At 72.8% G+C, this 19,870-nt stretch carries 20 protein-coding genes and 1 pseudogene; 12 read left to right on the top strand and 9 right to left on the bottom strand.

Features of this window, described 5'->3' with window-relative positions; genetic code table 11:
* Positions 1-179 precede the first annotated feature (179 nt).
* Positions 180-938, bottom strand: coding sequence for a DeoR/GlpR family DNA-binding transcription regulator (locus tag ACZ5WK_RS31880; protein WP_465552609.1), 759 nt, complete (start codon positions 936-938; stop codon positions 180-182).
* A 49-nt stretch (positions 939-987) separates the two neighbouring features.
* Here ACZ5WK_RS31880 and ACZ5WK_RS31875 point away from each other — a divergent pair, with 49 nt between their 5' ends.
* Both ACZ5WK_RS31875 and ACZ5WK_RS31870 read left to right on the top strand, forming a co-directional pair.
* Positions 988-1,371, top strand: a complete 384-nt coding sequence (locus ACZ5WK_RS31875) for a DUF4406 domain-containing protein (protein ID WP_465552607.1) — start codon at positions 988-990, stop codon at positions 1,369-1,371.
* Entirely contained in the window at positions 1,368-2,051 is a 684-nt protein-coding gene (locus ACZ5WK_RS31870; RefSeq protein WP_465552605.1) for an NUDIX domain-containing protein, read from the top strand. The genes ACZ5WK_RS31875 and ACZ5WK_RS31870 overlap by 4 nt, the downstream gene beginning before the upstream one ends.
* 52 nt (positions 2,052-2,103) lie before the next feature.
* Here ACZ5WK_RS31870 and ACZ5WK_RS31865 read toward each other — a convergent pair whose 3' ends face one another.
* Positions 2,104-2,703 carry a CGNR zinc finger domain-containing protein gene (locus ACZ5WK_RS31865; RefSeq protein WP_465552603.1) on the bottom strand — a complete coding sequence of 200 codons (600 nt, stop codon included), beginning with the start codon at positions 2,701-2,703 and terminating at the stop codon, positions 2,104-2,106.
* An 88-nt stretch (positions 2,704-2,791) separates the two neighbouring features.
* On the opposite strand from ACZ5WK_RS31865, the gene ACZ5WK_RS31860 reads away from it, so the two are divergent.
* Positions 2,792-3,598 carry an MBL fold metallo-hydrolase gene (locus ACZ5WK_RS31860; protein ID WP_465552601.1) on the top strand — a complete coding sequence of 269 codons (807 nt, stop codon included), beginning with the start codon at positions 2,792-2,794 and terminating at the stop codon, positions 3,596-3,598.
* A gap of 233 nt (positions 3,599-3,831) precedes the next feature.
* Positions 3,832-4,086 (top strand): annotated as a pseudogene (locus ACZ5WK_RS31855) (helix-turn-helix domain-containing protein); the annotation flags it as partial.
* A gap of 13 nt (positions 4,087-4,099) precedes the next feature.
* On the opposite strand, the gene ACZ5WK_RS31850 reads toward ACZ5WK_RS31855, so the two are convergent.
* Positions 4,100-4,588 carry a DUF6882 domain-containing protein gene (locus ACZ5WK_RS31850; RefSeq protein ID WP_465552599.1) on the bottom strand — a complete coding sequence of 163 codons (489 nt, stop codon included), beginning with the start codon at positions 4,586-4,588 and terminating at the stop codon, positions 4,100-4,102.
* A 445-nt stretch (positions 4,589-5,033) separates the two neighbouring features.
* On the opposite strand from ACZ5WK_RS31850, the gene ACZ5WK_RS31845 reads away from it, so the two are divergent.
* Complete coding sequence (locus ACZ5WK_RS31845) at positions 5,034-5,360, top strand: DUF6191 domain-containing protein (protein WP_465552598.1); 327 nt, start codon at positions 5,034-5,036, stop codon at positions 5,358-5,360.
* A 492-nt stretch (positions 5,361-5,852) separates the two neighbouring features.
* Here the strand turns inward: ACZ5WK_RS31845 and ACZ5WK_RS31840 are convergent, their stop codons facing one another.
* Positions 5,853-6,797 (bottom strand): ABC transporter permease, encoded by a 945-nt coding sequence (locus ACZ5WK_RS31840; protein WP_465552596.1) that lies wholly within the window; start codon positions 6,795-6,797, stop codon positions 5,853-5,855.
* A gap of 490 nt (positions 6,798-7,287) precedes the next feature.
* Between ACZ5WK_RS31840 and ACZ5WK_RS31835 the strand changes: the two genes are divergently transcribed.
* On the top strand, positions 7,288-7,671 hold the full coding sequence (locus tag ACZ5WK_RS31835) for a cupin domain-containing protein (protein ID WP_465552594.1): 384 nt from the start codon (positions 7,288-7,290) through the stop codon (positions 7,669-7,671).
* A gap of 30 nt (positions 7,672-7,701) precedes the next feature.
* On the opposite strand, the gene ACZ5WK_RS31830 is transcribed toward ACZ5WK_RS31835, so the two are convergent.
* The 5 genes from ACZ5WK_RS31830 to ACZ5WK_RS31810 are packed head-to-tail and all read right to left on the bottom strand — an operon-like array spanning position 7,702 to position 13,615.
* A complete protein-coding gene (locus tag ACZ5WK_RS31830; protein ID WP_465552633.1) occupies positions 7,702-9,132 on the bottom strand; it encodes an MATE family efflux transporter in 1,431 nt (476 codons plus the stop codon).
* Positions 9,133-9,155: 23 nt separating this feature from the next.
* On the bottom strand, positions 9,156-10,184 hold the full coding sequence (locus ACZ5WK_RS31825) for a cysteine synthase family protein (RefSeq protein ID WP_465552592.1): 1,029 nt from the start codon (positions 10,182-10,184) through the stop codon (positions 9,156-9,158).
* 37 nt (positions 10,185-10,221) lie between these two features.
* Positions 10,222-11,574 carry a type III PLP-dependent enzyme domain-containing protein gene (locus tag ACZ5WK_RS31820; RefSeq protein WP_465552590.1) on the bottom strand — a complete coding sequence of 451 codons (1,353 nt, stop codon included), beginning with the start codon at positions 11,572-11,574 and terminating at the stop codon, positions 10,222-10,224.
* A complete protein-coding gene (locus ACZ5WK_RS31815; protein WP_465552588.1) occupies positions 11,565-12,572 on the bottom strand; it encodes an ornithine cyclodeaminase family protein in 1,008 nt (335 codons plus the stop codon). Before ACZ5WK_RS31815 ends, ACZ5WK_RS31820 begins: the two co-directional genes overlap by 10 nt.
* 50 nt (positions 12,573-12,622) lie before the next feature.
* Positions 12,623-13,615 carry a TauD/TfdA family dioxygenase gene (locus tag ACZ5WK_RS31810; RefSeq protein WP_465552586.1) on the bottom strand — a complete coding sequence of 331 codons (993 nt, stop codon included), beginning with the start codon at positions 13,613-13,615 and terminating at the stop codon, positions 12,623-12,625.
* A 358-nt stretch (positions 13,616-13,973) separates the two neighbouring features.
* Here ACZ5WK_RS31810 and ACZ5WK_RS31805 point away from each other — a divergent pair, with 358 nt between their 5' ends.
* The 6 genes from ACZ5WK_RS31805 (at position 13,974) to ACZ5WK_RS31780 (ending at position 19,826) form a co-directional block, all read left to right on the top strand.
* Entirely contained in the window at positions 13,974-15,545 is a 1,572-nt protein-coding gene (locus ACZ5WK_RS31805; protein ID WP_465552584.1) for an ABC transporter substrate-binding protein, read from the top strand.
* Complete coding sequence (locus ACZ5WK_RS31800) at positions 15,530-16,546, top strand: ABC transporter permease (protein WP_465552631.1); 1,017 nt, start codon at positions 15,530-15,532, stop codon at positions 16,544-16,546. The genes ACZ5WK_RS31805 and ACZ5WK_RS31800 overlap by 16 nt, the downstream gene beginning before the upstream one ends.
* On the top strand, positions 16,543-17,382 hold the full coding sequence (locus tag ACZ5WK_RS31795; protein WP_465552582.1) for an ABC transporter permease subunit: 840 nt from the start codon (positions 16,543-16,545) through the stop codon (positions 17,380-17,382). Before ACZ5WK_RS31800 ends, ACZ5WK_RS31795 begins: the two co-directional genes overlap by 4 nt.
* On the top strand, positions 17,379-18,815 hold the full coding sequence (locus tag ACZ5WK_RS31790) for an ABC transporter ATP-binding protein (RefSeq protein WP_465552580.1): 1,437 nt from the start codon (positions 17,379-17,381) through the stop codon (positions 18,813-18,815). Before ACZ5WK_RS31795 ends, ACZ5WK_RS31790 begins: the two co-directional genes overlap by 4 nt.
* 106 nt (positions 18,816-18,921) lie before the next feature.
* On the top strand, positions 18,922-19,107 hold the full coding sequence (locus ACZ5WK_RS31785; RefSeq protein WP_465552578.1) for a hypothetical protein: 186 nt from the start codon (positions 18,922-18,924) through the stop codon (positions 19,105-19,107).
* The gene (locus ACZ5WK_RS31780; RefSeq protein ID WP_465552576.1) at positions 19,104-19,826 is read left to right on the top strand and encodes a phosphatase PAP2 family protein; all 723 of its coding nucleotides are present in this window, start codon (positions 19,104-19,106) and stop codon (positions 19,824-19,826) included. The genes ACZ5WK_RS31785 and ACZ5WK_RS31780 overlap by 4 nt, the downstream gene beginning before the upstream one ends.
* Positions 19,827-19,870: the final 44 nt, after the last annotated feature.

Raw genomic sequence — 19,870 nt, 5'->3', positions numbered from 1 at the left:
TGGTGCTTCGGCCTGTGACGTTCATACGGCCGAGGTTAACGCGCCCGCCGTCCCTGGTCACCCGATTTTCCGCCCGGCCGCCCGGACGCCCGGAGGACGCCCGCTCGGTAGACGGCCGCGCGGTGGACGGCGACGCGAAATCTGCAGGCTGCCGGAGACCCCGCCGAGGCCCGTGGCCGTCAGCCGGCCGACAGGACCTCCACGCCGCGCGCCGTGAGCCGCTCGACGACCGCGTGCCGGGGATCGGCGTCGGTGAGCAGTCCGCTGATCTCCTCCCAGGGCAGGACGCGGAACCGTGAGGCCGTGCCGATCTTCTCGGACGAGGCGAGGATGTAGGTGTCCGCGGCCCGCGCGGCCAGGGCGCGCTTCATCGCGGCCTCCTCGGCGTCGCCGGTGGTCAGTCCTGCCGCCGGGTGGACGCCGGTGACGCCGAGGAGGCAGAGGTCGGCCGAGACGTTCTGGGCGGCCTCGACCGCGGCGGCACCGCAGGCGACCGCCGAGTGCTTGAAGATGCGGCCGCCCAGCAGGAAGACCTCGGCCTGCGGATGGTCGAGCAGCGCGGCCGCGATGGTCGGGCTGTGGGTGATCACGGTGCAGGTGAGGTCCGGCGGGAGCAGGCGGGCGACGGCGAGGGCGGTGGTGCCGCCGTCCAGGATCACGGCGCTGCCCGGCTTCACCAGAGCGGCGGCCGCTGCGGCGACCTTCCGCTTGCCGTCGGGGGTGACGGTCTTCCGGGCGGTGTAGTCCGCCACGGCGGGGGAGACGGGTAGCGCTCCGCCGTAGACGCGGTGGCAGAGCCCCTCGGCGGCGAGGTCGCGCAGGTCCCGTCGCACGCTGTCCTCGGAGATGCCCAGGTCCACGGCGACGTCCTTGGCGACGATCTTGCCCTCTCGCGCGAGCAGGCCCAGCAGGTGGTCGCGCCGTTCAGCAGCCAGCATCCGTGTTCTCTCCTGTTCTTGCACGTTTCTGCGTGTATCGTAGCGCGCCATGACCGACAAGCCGATGCTCATCCTCATCGCCGGCCCCTACCGGTCCGGTGCCGACGGCGACCCACAGGCCATGGCCGCCAACCTCGCCCGCCTCGAAGCCGCGGCGTGGCCGGTCTTCGCGGCCGGTCACCTCCCCGTCATCGGAGAGTGGGTCGCCCTGCCCGTCCTGCGCTCGGCCGGCGCGGGCCCCACGGACCCCCTCGCCGACGAGGTCCTCTACCCGGCCGCCGAGCGCCTGCTCGCCCACTGCGACGCCGTGCTCCGGCTGCCCGGTGACTCCACCGGAGCTGATCAGGACGTCGCCACTGCCCGCCGCCGCGGCCTGCCCGTCTACCACGACGTGGACGAGATCCCGCGCCGCACCCCTCAGGAGAGCGAGTGAACACCCGCCCCGGCATCGACGCCCCTGACCACCGTGGCCGCACCCGCCTCGACCGCGCCGGGCGTGACCTCGACCGCAACCCCGACGTCGTGGTCCGCGACGTGGAGCTCACCTCCCAGGGCTGGCACGTCCTGCGCCGCACCACGTTCGACTACCGGCGCCGAGACGGACGCTGGGTCACCCAGCAGCGCGAGACGTACGACCGCGGCAACGGCGCGGTCGTGCTCCCGTACGACGCCGAGCGCGGACGGGTGCTGCTCACCCGCCAGTTCCGCTACCCGGCCTACGTCAACGACCACCCGGACGGCATGCTCGTCGAGGCCGCGGCCGGGCTGCTCGACGGCGACGCGCCGCTCGCCGCCGTCCGGCGCGAGGCCGCCGAAGAGCTCGGCGTCACTCTCGGCCCGCTCACCCACGTCCTCGACGCCTACATGAGCCCCGGCTCGGTCACCGAACGCCTGCACTTCTACGCGGCCCCCTATGCCCCGGCCGACCGCACCGGAGGCGGCGGCGGGCTGGAGGAGGACGGCGAGGACATCGAAGTACTCGAACTGCCCTTCGCCGACACCCTCGCCATGGTCCGCGACGGCCGCATCACCGACGGCAAGACCATCCTGCTCCTGCAGTGGGCCGCCCTGGACGGACCTTTCGCCTCGGCGCAGGCGAGGGCGGCCGGATGATCCGGCCGGCCGCCGCCGACGGCCGGACGGTCGGCCGGGTGCGAGGCGTGCGTCAGTCGGTCCTCGGCTCCGCACGTCGGGCGTAGGCGCGGGCGGCGCGGGCGCGGTCGCCGCAGCGGGTGGAGCACCAGTGGCGGCGGCCGTGGCGCAGCAGGTAGCGGTTGCAGGGGGTGGAACCGCAGGTGGTGAGGCGGTCGGCGTCGGGGCCGGTGAGGAGGTCGGCCGCGTTGGCCGCCAGGGCCGCGAGCGCGTGGTCGAGGATCTCGGTGGTGGGGCACGGCGTCGCGCGGTAGGGGCCGTTGGTCTCGTCCCAGTGCAGCAGGGCCGCCGTCGGGGCCTTGCTGAGCGCGGCGTTGACGGCGGACAGGGCCGCAGGCAGCGGGGGCAGTCCGGCGACCCGCGCGGCGAACAGCGACCGGAGGTGTTCGCGCAGCGAGCGCAGCTGTGCCGTGCACATCTCCTGGACCCGGACGCCGGCCGGGGCGAGACCGTGCTCGGTGAGCCACCTGTCCGTTGCCGCGGGGGTGCCGAGGAGGTCGATGAAGTGTCCCCCGGGCAGCGCGACGGCGCTGTTGGCGAAGTCGAGGGCGAGGTAGTCCTGCGCCCCTGGTGCGGGCGGCAGCGCGGTCTCGGCGGTCAGGGTCTCGCTCATGGATCTCATGGTACGGCTTGCGTTCGTCCGTGAGAAACGGCTACCGTCCTTCACGGATAAACCGATTCTCATCCGTGAGGTGTCTGGAATGGCTACGACCGGCACGACCAGTGAGCAGATCCCCGTCCGCGTCTTCGGCGGCCCGACCGCCCTCTTCGCATACGGCGGCCTGCGGTTCCTGACCGACCCGACCTTCGACGCTCCCGGTGACTACCAGGTGCCGGGCGGCCGGCTGACCAAGACGGCGCCGTCCTGCGCCGCACCGGCCGGACTCGGCCGCATCGACGTGGTCCTGCTCTCCCACGACGAGCACCCGGACAACCTCGACGACTCCGGCCGGGCGCTGCTCGCCGACGTCCCGCTCACCCTCACCACCCCCGGCGGCGGGCAGCGGCTGGGGGACGGGGCCAGGGGGCTGTCCGACTGGGAGTCGATCGACCTCGACCGCCCCGGCGGTGGCACGATCACCGTGACGGGCGTGCCCGCCCTCCACGGCCCGGGAGCCCGTGAGGAGGTCGAACCGATCACCGGCCAGGTCGTCGGTTTCGTCCTGACGGGGGAGGGCCTGCCGACGGTCTACGTCAGCGGCGACAACGCCTCGCTCGGCCTGGTCGAGGAGATCGCCGAACGCTTCGGCCCGGTGGACACCGCCATCCTCTTCGCGGGGGCTCCCCGATTCCCCGTCCTCTTCGACGGCGCGCTGATCGTCCTCGACAGCGCCCAGACCGCCGACGCTGCCCGGATCCTCGGCGCCCGCCGGGTGGTCCCCGTCCACTACGACAGTTGGGCCCACTTCACCGAGGGCCGTGACGAACTGGTGGCCGCCTTCACCGCTGCCGGGCTGATCGACCGCCTGGACTTCGGCGACAAGGGCGACCTGGACCGACCTGCCTGACCGGACGGACCTGCCTCGCCGGCCTGACCAGACTGGCTGGACCGACCGGGCTGACCGGTGTGGCCGGGCCGGCATGGCAGGCCGGCCCCGGGTGGACCGTCGGACGCAACGGTCCATCCGGGGCGGTCGGGGAGGGCCGTACCCCGGACCCTCCGCCCTGCTACTGAACTGGATCGGGTGATGTCGGAGCCGTGCGCCTGACGGCGGTCGGACCGTTCCGATAGCCCTGGAGTGTGAGATACGCGCAGGGCGGCGGCTTGACCGACGCTGGGAGAGCCGCGCGGGAGCGGATCCGGTTGCACGCCGTGGAACGCTTCGAGGGCGGGGGGAAGAACCGGGAGATTGCTTCCGCGCTGCGGGTCAGCGAGCGGTCGGTGGAGCGATGGCGCCGCCAATGGCGCGAGCGGGGTGAGGCCGGGGTCCTGTCGAAGGGCTCACCGGGGCGACCGAGGCTCAGCGGGAAGCAGATCGCCAGGCGGCGCCGACAGCCTGTGCGGCCCGTCACCGTCCTTCTGCGGTGAGTACCAAGTCATGCACCAGAAAGTGGAGTTGCACGTCATCCGTCGAATCCGCCCAGAGGCCCTCGGCGTCGAGCACGGATGCCGCCACCATCCGTGCCTCCGCGACGAGTTCGGGGTGGTGGTCGAAACCAGGCCACGGCAGGACGGGGTAGCTGTTCTGCTCGCCGAACTGCCGCACCTGCTCGATGTCGCCCAGGACGGCCTGCGGAAGTGAATCGTTCGCCCAGGACCACAGCCAGGTCTGCCGGGCGAGGCTGACGCTGCCGATCAACGTGAGCCGGCCGGTGAGGAAGGCCTTCCCCTCGCGTGACCACGTGATCCGCGCGTCGTCCATCGACCACTGGTATTCCACGTCACCTGACAGCCCGAAACGCTCGACCATGAGGGCCTGACGCGCGCGGGCACGCTCCCGAGCTGCGAGCACGACCTCCTCCCAGTCGCGGTGGTCATGCATCGAGCGGTCGCTCACTTGTGCCTCCTCACACGGAACTGTCGGCAAGATCATCCCATCCGGCCAGCCGGCCCGGCCCGCCGGGGCCCGGACCCGGACGCGCCCCGGCAGCCCGGCTCGGCGTCGATCCCGTCGGCCGGGGGCTTGGTGCCCTTCCTGTGGCATGCGGGGTGGGGACATGCCTCACCCGCGGCGAGGACCTCGCCTGCATGGCGGCGGGGCGCCGGACAGCGATCCTCGGAGTCGGGTGGGCTTCGGTGCACGCGACGGCGAGGGCGAGGCCGTCGAATCAGCCGGCCTCCTGGTCTGATCCAGAGCACGGAGCGAGACCGCCCACGCCTGCACACGCCGAGCGACCGGGCACGTTGGTGTCGGCCGTTGCGTTGTCAAGATCGGGACCAACGCCGGAACGGCGGCGGTGGGGCAACCGGGCAGAGTGGCACCTTCACAAGGGGGCAGGGCGATGAGCATCTTCTTCTGGGCGGCGGCAGCCGTGCCGACCCTGTTTCTCGCCGACCGGGCCCTTCTGTGGATGGAACGGCACGGTTGGATCTACTGGCGCAAGCGCGAGGCTGAAGTCGGCGCAGCGTCGATGTTCAGCGTGTTCAGCGAGATTCAGACTCTTCTCTCCCCGAGCCGGCGGCACGTGACGGAGGAGAAGGAGCGCCGACTGGTGCTGCGTGACGACGAGCAGTCGGGCGCTCCGCTCGATCGCCGGATCGACCTCGAGTCCGGGCGTGTGGTGATGCACCGACCGCCGTCGTCGCCGGACCGGCGCGAGAGTCCTTGAGGTTGGTCTGGGGCCGCATCGCGGTTCGGCCCTCTTCGCTGGTTGGAACGGACAGCTCGGCCGCATGGCCGCCGGACTGGACGACCGAGCCCTCGAACTCGCCTCACACGGCTCCGCGATCGCCGGATCGCATGTCTGAATCCTCTTCTTGGCCGCGCATCAGAGGTGTTCCCCAACGAGACGGTCGAGACGTCGCCCGGTGTGTATCTGTGGCGCCGGAACCACCGAGCCTGATCCCGGCGCGGTCATCGGCACGCTTCAGGTCGCGCTGATCCTGAGTCACGGCTCAATCCGCCGGCACCTGCACCAACCGGCGCAGCGGCCAGGTCCCGATCGTCGACCCCACCGCCGTCGGCGCCGACCTCGTACGGTGCACCTGTACCGGAGGCGAGAACCGGCAGCAGTCGCTGCGCTCGGGCGAGTGACCGCGCGACCTGCCCGGTCTCCGGAGATCCGGGAGGCGGTCCCCGGCGGCCGGCCCCTCGGCCGCCGTCACTCGTAGCGGATTCTCGGGTCGAGCACGGCGTACAGAAGGTCCACGAGCAGGTTGGTGATCAGGTAGATCAGCACCAGCAGCGTCACCATGCCGATGATGACCGTGCCCTGTTTCTGGTGCACGGCGCGGGCGAGCAGGCCGCCGATGCCGTGCATGTTGAAGATGCTCTCGGTGATGACCGCGCCGCCCATCAGGCCGCCGAGGTCGGCGCCGAGGAAGGTGACGATCGGGATCAGGGCGTTGCGCAGGGCGTGGTGGCCGATCACCCGGTGGCGCTTCAGGCCCTTGGCGACCGCGGTGCGGACGTAGTCCGCGCGCATGGTCTCCATCAGGCTGGTGCGCGTCAGCCGGGCGACGTACGCCAGCGAGGTGGACGCCAGCACGAACGCGGGCAGCAGGTAGGCCCGCAGTCCGTCCTCGTCGTTGAAGGAGACCGGGAAGAAGTCGAAGCCGTAGTCGTTCTTCAGCTTCACGCCCAGCAGCAGCTGGAGGACGAAGCCGGTGACGAAGACCGGGATCGAGATCACCATCAGGGTGCTGACGAGGAGTAGCTGGTCGATGAAACTGCCCTTGCGCAGTGCCGTCATGACACCGGCCAGCACACCGATGACCGCCTCGATGGCGAAGGCCACCAGGGAGAGGTACACGGTGTAGGGGAACGACTCGCCGATCATGTCGCTGACCGAGCGGCCGGTGAGGCTCTCTCCCAGGTCGCCCTGGAGGAGACCGGAGAGGTAGTACCAGTACTGGAGGAGGAACGGGTCGTTCAGGTGGTACTTCTGGCGGATCATCTCCGCCACGAGCGGATTGGGACGTCTGTCGCCGGCCAGCGCCTGCACCGGGTCACCGGGCAGCGCGAAGACCACGGCGTAGATCAGGAACGTTGCGCCGAGCAGCACGGGGATCGCCTGGAGCAGTCGGCGGATGACGTAGCGGCCCATCAGACCTCCGTACTTTCGGGCGGGGGAGGGGGCGGGAGGAGCCGGACAGTCGCCCGAGTCCACCCGTTCGACCGGCTCGATCCCTTCGACCGGCTCGACCCGCTCCACCGGCTCGGCCGACCGTGGGCCGAGACGCGGGCGCGGGGAGGTACGCGTGTGGCCGGGCGCCGCGGAGGCGGCTCCCCGCCATCAAGGCCTGCAGAAGGGCAGGGGTGAGGGCAGCCCCCGGTGTGCCACCGCGGTCGGCGCGACGGTCGTGCCACGGCACGCATGAGCGGTTCCTCCCCACCGGGTCACTGCTCCGGGCAGCGGCGAGAGGCGGCCGGAACGGCGGTGCCCCTCACACGGTGAACGGGGCGGACGGCAGGACCGGTTCATCCGTGCAGGAAGCAGAGCCAGGCCGTCGCCCCCGCGCGCCAGTTGTTCGGCCGTCGGGCCCGACCGCCCCCGGAGGCGCGTCCCGCCGCCGGCACGTCGACCGTCCGCCCGTATGATCGATGCCTTCCGGATCTTGCGAGGGCCCCACGTGGAGATGTTCCGCTTCGACCGTGCGGAGAAGGTCATCGATCGCTTCGGCAGTGTGGGCGCCACCGCGACCCGCGTCGCCGTCGGCGAGGGGGCTGTTCACGTGACCTGCCTGGCGATCGAGTCAGGTGGAACCATCGGCACCCATCCCGCTCCGGTGAGCCAGCTCTTCCTGGTCATCGCGGGCGAAGGCTGGGTCGCCGGTCCGGACGGGCACAAGGTCCCCGTCTCAGCCGGCGACGGTGTCCGCTGGGAGCCCGGTGAGGAACACGCGTCCGGCACCACCACCGGTCTCACCGCCCTCGCCCTCGAAGGCCCGGCGCTGGACGTCTTCTCCCCGGACACGTAGCGGCGGCCGCGGACCGCACCGGCGCTTGGTTCACGTTGCCGGTACCGCGGCCGGGGTGGCGGCGGATCGGGCGCCGAGGGCCTGGCCGTAGCGGCGCAGGAGGAGGACGGCCGTCGTGGCGAGGCCGGTGAGCAGACCGAGCCAGAGGCCGCGGGTGTCGCCGCCGAGCGGGTAGGCGAACAGCCAGGAGGCGGGCAGGCCGACGAGCCAGTAGCCGAGGAGGGTGATGCGGAAGCCGCTCCCGGTGTCGTCGAGGCCGCGGAGCAGGCCGACGCCGATGTTCTGGGCGCAGTCGAAGAACTGGAGCACGGCGACGATGGCGAGCAGGCCGGTGGCGATCTTCAGGCCCTGCTGGTCGGTGGTCGCGTGGGGGTCGAAGTAGGGGCGTAGCACGAGCTCGGGGAGTGCGAGGTAGAGCGCACCGACCACGGCCATCACCACCGCGCCGCAGGCGAGCGCGGTGTTCTTGATGCGGCGGGCGGCGCCGAAGTCACCGAGCGCCAGTTCGCGGCTGACGTTGATGGAGGCGGCGTGGGAGAGGCCGACGGCGACCTGGAACACGATGTAGATCAGCTGGTTGACGGCGGTGTGCGCGGCGAGCGCGGCGGCGCCGAAGCTCCCGGCCAGGAGGGCGGTGACGGAGAAGAAGCCGGCTTCGGAGCCGTAGGTGGCGGCGATCGGAGTGCCGAGGCCGAGCAGTCGGCGCACGGTCGGGGCGTCGGCCTTCCAGAAGTCGGGGCCGAGGAGCGGCGCGAGCTGCGGGTCGCGGCGCGCGCTGGCGTACAGCGCCAGGAAGGAGAGCAGGTAGACGCTGCTGGTGGCGACGCCGATGCCGGTGAGCCCGAGCTCGGGCAGGCCCCAGGTGCCGTGGATGAAGGCCCAGTTGAGGGCGGCGTTGACGGCGACGGAGGCGACGGTGATCTGCAGGAGGGCCTGTGGGCGGCGCATGCCGACGGTGAACTGGCGTATCGCCTGGAACCAGAGGCAGGGCAGCAGGCCGGGGGCGAGCGCGACGAGCATGCCCTGCGCGCGGTCGGCGACGGCGGCGTCCTGGCCGAGGAGGGTCGCCGCCTGGCCTATGAGGATCATCAGTACGGCGCCGGCCGCCCCGGCGATCGTGGCGACGGCCATGGCGGCCCGGACCAGGCCGCGGACCTCGGTGCCGGAGCCCGTCGTTGCGCCGGGGCCCGCCGCGGAGTCCGCGGTGGCGAGCTCGGCGCGGGCTGCTGCGGCTGCCACCTGGTTGCCGACGGAGGTGACCAGGCCCACCCCCATGGTGCGGAGCTGGTTGAAGATCACCAGGGCGAGGCCGCCGGCGGCGAGCGCCTCGGTGCCCAGGACGCCCATCATGATGGTGTCGGTGGTGGTGAGGGCGACTTGGGAGAGCTGGGTGAGGGCGAGGGGGACGGCGAGCGCGGCGAGCGCTCGGCTGTCGCGGGCCAGGGTGGTCAGTTGCGGCATGGTGGGAGTCACGTTTCTGAAAGTCAGGACCTGCGGAGTTTGGCGAGGGTCTCGTCGATGCCGGCCTCGACTGCGTCGTCGATGAGGTTGCGGGCGATCATCCAGTCGTCGTTGAACACGGTGTCCATGTACTTCTCGCCGCCGTCGTTGATGAAGGCGACCATAACCGCGTCCGGGGGGAGGGTCTGGAGGCGGGTCAGGGCCTCGTGGACGACGCCGCCGGCGGAGCCGCCGATGAGCAGGCCGGTGCGGCGGGCGACGACGCGGGCGGTGGCGAACGCCTCGACGTCGCCGACCTTGACGCCTTCGTCGATGAGGTCGTAGTCGACGAGCAGGCCGATGGTGGCGCCTTCGGGGGTGCCGGTGCCGGACTGGAAGTAGTCGTGGGCGGGCGGTCCGAAGGCGATGGACCCCTTGGGTTCGACCCCGACGACGGCGACCCCGGGGGCGTGCTTCCTGAGCTCCAGGGCGGTTCCGCACAGGCCGCCGCCGGTGCCGACCGCGCCGATGAACACGTCGACCCGGTTGTCGAGGGCCTGGGCGATCTCACGGCCGACGGGGTAGTAGCCGACGGCGTTGCTGGGGTTGTTGTGCTGCTCGGTGAAGAAGGTGTTGTCCTTGCCGCGGGCCATGTCCTCGGCGAGTTCCTCGCGGGCGGCGGTGTTGAGTTCCTCGCCGCCGTCCTCGACGACGTAGACGAGTTCGGTGCCCATGGCCTGCATGCCGCGCAGCTTGTCGACCGCGGCGTGGTTGTCGACGACGGCGGTGAAGCGGTAGCCGCGTTCGGCGGCGACGACGGCCAGGCCCAGGCCGGTGTTTCCGGAGGTGGACTCGATGATGTGGCCGCCCTCGCGGAGCTCGCCGCGTTCCTCGGCGTCGAGGACCATCTGACGGGCCATGCGGATCTTGGCGCTGCCGGTGGGGTTGTACATCTCCAGCTTCAGCAGGAGGCGGGCGCCGTTGTCGGTGCGGGCGAGTTCGAACAGCGGGGTGTAGCCGATGAGGTCGGATATCCGGGTGACCACCGGCGGGCGGAACAGGGCGTCGGTCATGGCGGGGGAGCTCCGTAGGCAGGGGGTGGGGGGCGGGTCAGCAGGCCGGGCGGCGGTCGAGCCGCCAGCGCAACCGGCCGTTCACGTGCTGGACGACGACCTTGGGCGGCAGCGGGAGGTCGTGGAAGGGGGACTCGTTGGAGTCCATCTGGTAGCCGGCGGTGTTGGGGTAGACCAGCAGGTCGCCGACCTGTGGCCGGGTGGGAAAGGCGATCTTGCGCCAGGTGAGCAGGTCGGAGTCCAGGCAACTGGCCCCGCCCACGCAGGCCCGGTACGCCGTGTCGTCGGTGCGATCGCCGGTGCGGCCTTCGGAGAGGAGTACCGGGTCGGGCAGGTACTCGCTGTTGAACCACTGCTCGGACAGGCTCAGGCTGGTGCCGTCGACGGTGACGATGCCGTACCCCGCCCGGTCCTTGACGCCCTGGACGCCGAACACGGAGGACCCTGCGCCGTCCAGCAGCGCGCGACCCGGCTCCAGGAGCAGCATGACGCCGGCGTCGCGCAGCCGGGCGGCCAGGGGATCACCCGTCCCGTGCGGGCGGCCGGCGAGGACGGCCCGCAGGGCGTCGGCCCCGGCGACGGGGGAGTGGTAGGGGTAGAAGTCGTCCGGGGTGAAGGACTTCCCGGCGTGGTAGTCGTCCGGTCCCTGTGCGGCCAGGAAGGCCCGCCAGTGGTCGGCCGAGGTGTAGTCGACGGCGAAGCCGCCGCCGATGCTGATCCGGTCGGCCTGCAATCCCAGGATCCGGGCCTTGAGGCAGAGTTCGACCAGCTCACCGGCGAGGTCGGTCCGCGGCTGCACCTCGTAGCCGGACAGGTGGAAGCCGAAGCCCTCCATCCGGATCCGGTCCCCGGCCGCGGCGCACCGCAGCAGGGCCTGGTCCAGCTGGTCGTCGTCCAGGCCGAAGCGGCTCCTGGGCTGGGAGGGCGGGAAGCAGCGCAGCAGGATGCGGACCGGCCGGGGGGTCTCCAGGTGCAGGACGCGCTCCAGTTCGTCGAGGGAGTCGACGGCGATCAGTGCACCCTGGAGGGCGGCGACCTGCAGGAGCCGGTCGGCCTTGGCCGGGCCGGTGACGACGAGGTCCTCGCCGCGGACGCCGTGGCCGAGGGCCTCGCGCAGTTCGCCGTGGCCGGCGACGTCCACGCCGGCGCCCGCCCGGGCGCAGCGTTCGACGAAGGCGGCGGCCTTGTTGGCCTTCTTCGCGAAGTACACCCTCCCCTCGACCCCGGACTCGTCGAGGGCGCCGCGGAACGCGGCGAGGTTGGCGTCGAACCGCTCGGGCAGCACGAAGTGGAACGGGCCGCCGAACGCGTGCGAGAGCTCGTGCAGGAGGCCGCCGCCCAGGATCTCGTCGTGGCCGGGGTCGGGGTGGGCGGGGAGGGTCAGCGCCACAGCGCGACCTCGGTGCCCAGGCCCTGCTCGGCGGCGAGCTGGGCGAAGCGGTGGCCGAGCGCGATGTCGGTGACGACCAGTCCGCTGTTGTAGGCGAAGATGCGCTGGTCGGGTGCGGTGCGGGCCTTGGAGACGCCGGACAGGACGGCGGGCAGCTCGACGTCGACGGCGGGCAGCTTGCCGTCGTCGTCGGCCATGTCGGTCCCGGTGACCTGCATCTGGGCCTCGCTGGTGGCGATCACGCGGTCGGCCCGGTGCAGGGTGGAGGGCGCGAGCCCGTGGCCGACCAGGATGGCGACCGCTCCGGGCTTGAGCCAGCCGGCCTCGACGGCGGCGGGGGTGTGGCCGCCGGCGGTGGCGACGATGACGTCCGCGTCGCCCGCGGCCCGCCTGAGGTCGGTGACCAGCTCCGGCTCGCGGCCGGGGAAGTGGCGGTCGAGCTGCTCACGGACGGCGGCTATGCCCTCGGGGTGGGTGCCCGACAGCAGCAGGCGCTCCAGCTTCGGGAGGGTGGTGAGCAGGAAGGGGAGGGCCAGGCGGCCCTGGGTGCCGGTGCCGATGACCAGCGCGGTGCGGGCGTCGGGGGTGGCGCACTCGCGGGCCAGCAGGGCGGAGACGGCGGGGGTGCGCAGCGAGCCGATCCGGCCGCAGTCCATCATCGCCACCGGCAGGCCGGTGACGTCGTCGTAGATGCTGAGCGTCGTGTAGTAGTGCTGCTCCTCGCGGCCCCTGTCCAGGCCGTGCTTGTACGAGGTCTTGATCGCGACGACGTTGCGCACGCCGTCGCGGCCGAGCATCGCGTAGGAGACGGAGTGGCCGTCGGTGGGCTTGACGGTGAGCTTGCGAGGGTTGTCGGAGTGGCCGGCGGCGAGGGTGCGGTAGGCCTGCTCGACGGTGTCGACGACGTCGGCGAGCGTGATGTCGATGCCGGCGAGGTCGCTGGTGCTCAGGACGCGCAGGGTGCCGTCGTGGGGCGTCACGGTGTCCGGGGAGGTCATGGGGGTGTCCCTTCGGGAGGAGGGTGCGGCAGGGGCGGGGCCGGTCCGGGTCAGGCGGGCCAGGCCTCGAGGGCGGCCTGGCCGTAGCCGTGCTCGGCGTTCTCGGCCTCGGGCCGGGTGCGGCGGCCGGGAACGCGGACGGAGGCGCGCTTGAGCCAGCGGTCGGTGCCGTCGTAGCGGGCCCGGAACGGGACGCGGCCGTGTACGACGAGGTCGTTGTCGACCACCAGGACGTCGCCGGGCCGGAGGCTCACCGCGACGGAGACGCGGGCCAGTTCGTCGTCCAGGCGGCCGTAGGCGGCGCGCCAGGACTCGTCGGCCTCGTCGAGCGGGGTGTAGGCGGGGTCGTAGCGAAGGGTCAGGCCGCCGTCGGTGGCGAAGAGGGTCGGCACCGATGCGGGCTTGCCGCCGAACCTCTGGGCGTCCTCGTAGGCGTCGTCGGGCAGGATCGGGGCGACGGCGCGGGTCAGTTCGGCGACGTCCTCGTCCGAGAGCCTGGCACGGCGGATGCTGGCCGCGGTGGTGGCGATGTGGTCGTGGTTGCGCATGCAGCACAGGAGCAGCAGGTGGGCGCGGCCGGGGTGGAAGGCGTCCTCGGTGTGCGGGGTGAGCAGGACGCTGCTGCTGGCGCCGGTCTGGACGGTCTCGTGCCCCGGGGAGGGGACGATGTTGTGGACGAAGCGGCCGTCCTGCTGGCCGTCCCAGGCGATCGGGGTGCCCATCAGGGTGGAGACCAGCAGCAGCACGACGTCCCAGACGGCGCCGGCCTGACCGACGGTGGACCAGTGGCCGGGCGTGGGGCCGAGTTCGGCGTCGTCGACGTGCAGTCCCCGGACCACGAACAGGCCGTCGGCGGTGTCCACCGGGCGCAGGGCGTGGTGCAGTCCTCGGCTGAGCCGGGAGCGGACGAGGGGCAGGTCGGCGAGCAGTGCGGGGCTGGTGGCGGAGCCGTGAATGTCCAGCAGTTCGGCCGCGATGGCGGTGAGCTCGGTGACGTGGTCGGCAGCGAGCTGGCGTACCGGGGCAGGGGCGGCGGTGGGCACGGAGGCACCTTCCGTTGCGTGGCAGGTGGAAGTGCGGGCGCACGGCAGCGGCGCGGCCCGGCACGGAAGTGGGAGGGAACGCAAAAGCGTCTGGTCCGGCGCGGCTCGGCAGCCGGACACCGAGGAACGTAACAACGACTCGGAAGTAAGGCAAGCCTTAGTGGCTCGACTGTCGGCTTTTGCGTCGCCGGTCACAGGGTGTGCTCACGGTCGATGCCATTGGCCCCAACGTGCCTGCGCAGAAGGGGACTTGAGGCTGAATGAAGAAGGGGTGCAGCTCGGCCAAATCGGCCCGGCGGGGTTGCGAAGATCCTCCAACTTAGGGTAGGTAAACCTAAGCAAGGTCTGCTCGACCGGAATGAGGAACGACGTGGGCATCACCAGACGACGGCTGCTGTGGGCCGGTGCCGGGATCGGGGCGGTCGGTGCACTCGCCGCCTGCAGCAGCGGTACGGGCGGATCGAAGGATGCCGCGGCCTCCGGAGCCGCGTCCGAACAGCCCCGCAGCGGTGGCACCTTGAAGGTCGGTGCGCTCGGCAAGGCCTCCTCGGTGACCCGCGACCCCCACGGCACGCAGTCCAACGAGAGCGACTACCTGATCCTCAGCCTGGTCTACGACACGCTGGCGATACCCGGCGAGGGGACCAACACCGCGCCCAGGCTCGCCGCGAGCTGGAAGCCCTCCGAGGACCTCAAGACCTGGCGCTTCACCATCGCCGACGGCGCCAAGTTCCACGACGGCACCCCGGTCACCGCCGACGACGTCGTCTTCTCCCTCAAACGCCTGCGGGCCACCCCGGCCGGAGCGTCCCGCCTGCCGGGCATCAAGCCCGAGGGCATCACGGCCGAGGACGCGAAGACCGTCGTCCTGGTCTCGGACTACGCCAACGCCGACCTGCCGCTGCTCACCCGCCTGACCACCTTCGTCCTGAAGAAGGACACCAAGGACGACCAGATCGCCGGCGCGCCGGGCACGGGCCCGTTCAAGCTCGACTGGTTCCGCGACGGCAACGCCCGCCTGGTGCGCAACGACGACTGGTACGGCGGCAAGGTGCTGCTCGACGCCATCGAGGTGCGGATGTTCGAGAGCCCGCAGGCGATGGCCAACGCGCTGCTCGCCGGGCAGATCGACGTCGCCTCCAACGTCGGCGCGGTCGCCGCCCGCACTGCGGAGGCCCGCAAGGACGTCCGGATCCTGCGCCGGCCCAACGACATGGCGATGCCGATCGTCATGCGCACGGCCGACGGCCCGTTCGCCGATCCGAGGGTCCGCGAGGCGCTGCGCCTCGCGGTGGACCGCGACGCGATGGTCAAGCAGGTCCTGTCCGGTTACGGCACGATCGGCAACGACATCCTCGGCACCGGCGATCCGGCCTTCGCCAAGGACGTGCCGCAGCGCAAGCGGGACCTCGCCAAGGCCAGGCAACTGCTCGCCGACGCCGGCTTCGACACGGCCAAGACCTACGACCTGATCACCACGGAGGACATCTCCGGCCTCGCGGAGTCCGCGACGCTGTTCGCCACCCAGGCCCGCGAGGCCGGCGTGAAGATCAACGTGGTCAAGCAGGACTCGAAGATCTTCTGGGACGCCACCTGGCTCAAGGCCCCGCTCTACACCACGTACTGGGGAACCAACGACTCCGTGGTGTTCTTCGCCTCCAAGACCATGGTCTCGGAGGCGGGCCAGAACGAAGCCGGCTGGAAGGAGCCCTCGTTCGACGAGGCCTACCTCAAGGCCATCGGCGCCGCCGACCCGGCCGAGCGCGCCAAGGCGCTGCACCAGCTGCAGGAGGTCGAGTACGCCTCGTCCGGCTACCTGCTGTGGGGCATGGCCGACGGCATCGACCTCGCCGGCTCCGCCGTCCGCGACCTGCCCAAGCTCCCCGGTTACGGCCGCGTCCAGCTCGAGAAGACCTGGCTGGCCCGTTGATCCCGGCACGTGCCGCCGACGGTGCCCGCGCACCGAAGGCCCAGCCCGGCCCGGCCCGCATCCTCCCCGGTGCGGGCCGGGCCGCCTGGCTCGCCGTCAGGCGCCTCGGCATGCTCGCCCTGCTGCTGGCCGCGGTCTTCGCCGCGATCGAGGTCCTGCCGGGTGACGCGGCCAACGCCACCTCGGAACGCGGCGAGACCGCCGCCGACATGGCCGCCCGCCGCGCGGCGCTCGGGCTCGACCGCCCGGTGGCCGAACGGTTCTGGGACTGGATGACCGGCCTTCCCGCCGGTGACCTCGGCACCACCGCCCACGGACAGCCCGTCACCTCCGTGCTGTCCGGCCCGTTCCCCAACACCCTGCTGCTCGGATCGCTCGCCCTCGCGCTGAGCATCGTCGGCGCCCTCGCCCTCGGCAGCTGGGCCACCCTGCGCCCCGGCGGCCCGGTCGACCGCACGGTCGCGGTGCTCGCCACCGCCGCCTTCGCCCTGCCCGAGTTCGTCGTCTCCGTCGCCCTTCTGCTGGTGTTCTCCCAGTGGACGGGCTGGCTCCCCGCCGTCACCCTCACCGGCGCCGACGGCGCACCCGCGTCCTGGGACATGCTCGTGCTGCCACTGCTCTCGCTGGCGATCCCCCAGATCGGCTGGAACACCAGGATCGTGCGCGGCGCCCTCGCCGACCAGGCCGCCCTCCCGCACGTCCAGGCCGCGATCCTCGACGGCCTGCCGCGCCGACGGATCCTCACCCACCACATGCTGCCCGGCGCCCTGCCCGCCATCGCGGTCTCCACCGCCACCTCCGCCGGCATGCTGCTCGGCGGCGCCGTCGTCGTCGAGACGCTCTTCAACTACCCCGGCATCGGGGCGGTGCTGTCCGGCGCCATCGCCGACCGCGACACCCCGTTGGTGGCCGGCGTCGTCGCCGCCACCGGCGCGGCCATCAGCGCGCTCCTGCTCCTGGCCGACCTGATTCGCGACCGCACCCTGGGGGCGCGCCGATGACCACCACCGCCCCTCCCGCGCGGGCACGTCGGCCCCGCCACCGGACCCTGGCCCGGGTCCTGCCCGCGCTGCTGCTCGTCGTCCTCGCGCTCACCGGTCCGCTCCTCGCGCCCAACTCCACCGACCGGCCCGTCACCGCCCCCTACGGCTCCGCCGACGACACCGCCGCCCTCGGCGGGGACCAGCTCGGCCGCGACGTCCTCAGCCGGCTGCTGCACGGCGGCGCCCCCCTGATCGGCACCGCCCTGGCCATCGCCGTCGTGGTCACCGCGGCCGCGACCGCGATCGGCATCCTCGCCGCGCTGCGCCCGCGCCTGGGCCGCTGGGTCGAGCGCACCGCCGACCTCGCCATCCTCCTGCCGGCCGTCCTCGGCATCATGCTCACCGCCCTGGCCTGGCCCGGCGGAGGCCGCCTCGCCGTCGGCGCCGCCGCCGTCGTCCTCGGCGTCCCCTACGCCGTGCGGGTCGTCGCGGCAGCCGCCGCACCCATCGCCGCCACCGGCTACATCGAGACCGCCTCCGCGGGAGGCGAACGTCTCTGGTACCTGATGGCCCGCGAGGTGCTCCCCAACCTCCGCGCCACCCTGCTCGCCCTCTTCGGCCTGCGCTTCGTCGAGGGTGTCTACGTGGTGTCGATCGCCGCCTTCCTGCAGCTTGGCCCCCAACCACCCGAGGCCGACTGGGCCCTGATGATCCGGGAGAACGCCCCCGGCATCATGCTCAACCCCTGGGCCGTCGGCGCGCCCTGCCTCGCCATCGGCCTGCTCGCCATCAGCGTCAACCTCGCGTCCGAGGCCCTCGCACCCGCCCGGCCCACCCCGGAGACCCCCCTGTGAGCCCCACCGCCCCGGCCGCCCAGGCCACCGGACTCTCCATCGCCCTCGGCGACGGCACCCCGCTGCTCGCCGACGCCTCGCTCACCCTGGAAGCCGGCCGGATCGACGCGATCACCGGGCCGTCCGGAGCGGGCAAGACCACCCTGCTGCGCGCGTTCGCCGGCGCCCTGCCACCGGAGGCCGCCGTCACCTCCGGGGCCGTCACCGTGCTGGGCCAGGACATCCTCGCCCTGGCCCCGGAGCAGCTGCGCCGGCTGCGCCGCGAGCACCTCGCCTGCCTCGGCCAGGACCCGGGCTCGGGGCTCAACCCCCGGATGCGGGTGGACCGCCTGATCCAGGAGACCGCGGTGGACGGCTCCCGCGTGGCGCTGCTCGACCTGCTCGGGCAGGTCCGCCTGCCCCTCGACGAGCAGCTGGAACGCCGCCGCCCCGCCGCGCTCTCCGGCGGCCAGCAGCGCCGGGTCGCACTGGCCCGCGCGCTCGCCCGCCGCCCCCGGATCCTGCTGCTGGACGAGCCCACCGCAGGGCTCGACCCGGCCCTGCGCGACGAGATCGCCGACCTGCTGCGCGACCTGGCGGGCCGTCACGGCCTGGCGGTCGCCCTCGCCAGCCACGATCCGGAGTTCGTCGACCGCTGCGCCGACCGGACCATGGAGCTGCGTCCGGTCGCCGCGGCGGGACCTCGCCCGGCCGTCGTCCTCACGCCCCGGCCGGCCGGACCGTCCCGGACGAGCGACGGGCCCGCCCTCGGTCTGAGCGCCCGCGCCCTGAGCGCCGAGGTCGGCGCCGGCCGCGACCGCCGACCGGTGCTCGCCGAGCTCGACCTGGACCTTCTCCCGGGAGCCTGCGCCGGGATCATCGGCCCCTCCGGATCGGGGAAGACCACCCTGGTCCGTGTCCTGGCCGGTCTGCACCAGGGCTCCGGCGGCACCCTGACCCTGGACGGAGCAGCGCTCGCCGGCCACCACCGCCGCCGCACCCGCGACCAGCGCCGCCGGATCCAGCTCGTCCCGCAGAACCCGCTCGGCGCGCTCAACCCCGTCCGGACGGTCGGCGCCACCCTGACCAGGCCGCTGCGCCTGCACTTCGGCACCCCGCGCGAAGGGTGCCCGGCGAGGGTGGCGGAACTCCTCGACGCCGTCGGCCTGCCCGCAGACTTCGCCGGCCGCTACCCGCACGAGCTCTCCGGCGGCCAGCGCCAGCGCGTCTCGATCGCCCGGGCCCTGGCGGCGGAGCCCGAGGTCCTGCTCTGCGACGAGGTCACCTCGGCCCTGGACGCCGCCACCGCTGCCGGCATCATGGCGCTGCTCGCCGCCCTACGGGCCGGACGCGGGCTCGCCCTGGCCCTGATCAGCCACGACCTGCCGCTGGTCGCGGACCACGCCGACACCGTCCTCACCCTCGAACGGGGCCGCCCGGTCGCCCGGGTCTGAACCGGCCGGACCGGACGGAGGCCGCTGGCGTCGTCGGCGTCATCCTGTCTACAGTGATGTAGACGGCGATGGGTGCCGAGGCATCCCCGATGAGAGGTGCCGACCCATGCCCCATCCCACAGGCCCGTCGGCCGTGGACGTCCTGGATGCGCGTGCGCCGAGGCGGGTCTCCGGGGCGCTCCTGGCGCCCGGTGTCGCGATCGTGCTCTCCGCCGGGGCCGGCCGGTCGGCCGGGCTCTTCCGGGCAGGGGGCTCCCGGAACCTCACCGCCGCACTCCGGGCGGACGTGTGACCGCGCGTCACCCGTGGGCTCGGGTCCTGGCCCTGACGGTCGCGGTCCCGGTGCTGCTCTTCGGCGTGCTCACCGCCCTGCTCGCCGTTCACAGCTGGGGACCCTTCCCGGTGGAGTCGGCCCTGCACTCCTGGGCGGACGCCCACCGCCCCTCGTCGGCGGTGCGAATCGTCGGGGTCGTGACGGACCTGGGGACGGGGGTCCCGCCGTACCTCGCGGCCGTGGCGGCCGGCTTCCTGCTGGTCCGGCGCAGCGGACGGCCGGAGCGTCCGACCGTCCGGATCGCGCAGGCCTGCGCACCCGTGCTGGTCCTGGCCACGGGTCAGCTGCTCCGCAACGGGCTCATGAGAGCCTTCGCCCGTCCCCGTCCGCCGGTGGCGGACTGGGTCGCCGCCTCGCCCAGCGGCTACTCCTACCCCTCGGGCCACGCCTTCACCGCCGCGGCTGCCGCCGGTCTGCTCGCTTGGGCGGTGCTGAGAGTCGGCCGGCGGCGGCCCTGGACGGTGGCGCTCGTGGGGCTGTTGGGCCTGGCCGCGGTCGCCGTCGGCCTGAGCCGGATCTACCTCGGCGTCCACTGGCCGTTCGACGTGGTCGGTGGCTGGCTCCTCGCCGCTCTCTGGCTGGGCCTGACCCTGCCACTGATCCCGCTGATCGGCAGACCCCCGTCCGGTGCGAGCCCGGAAGCGCCCTCCCGTCCGGGCGCCGGGGCCGCCGGGTGACCACCGGTGGGCGGCCGTGCGCGCGGAACCGGGCGTGTAGGCAC

It is taken from the genome of Kitasatospora sp. NPDC032757, from assembly GCF_055579305.1.
This window is presented reverse-complemented; position numbering and strand designations above follow the sequence as displayed.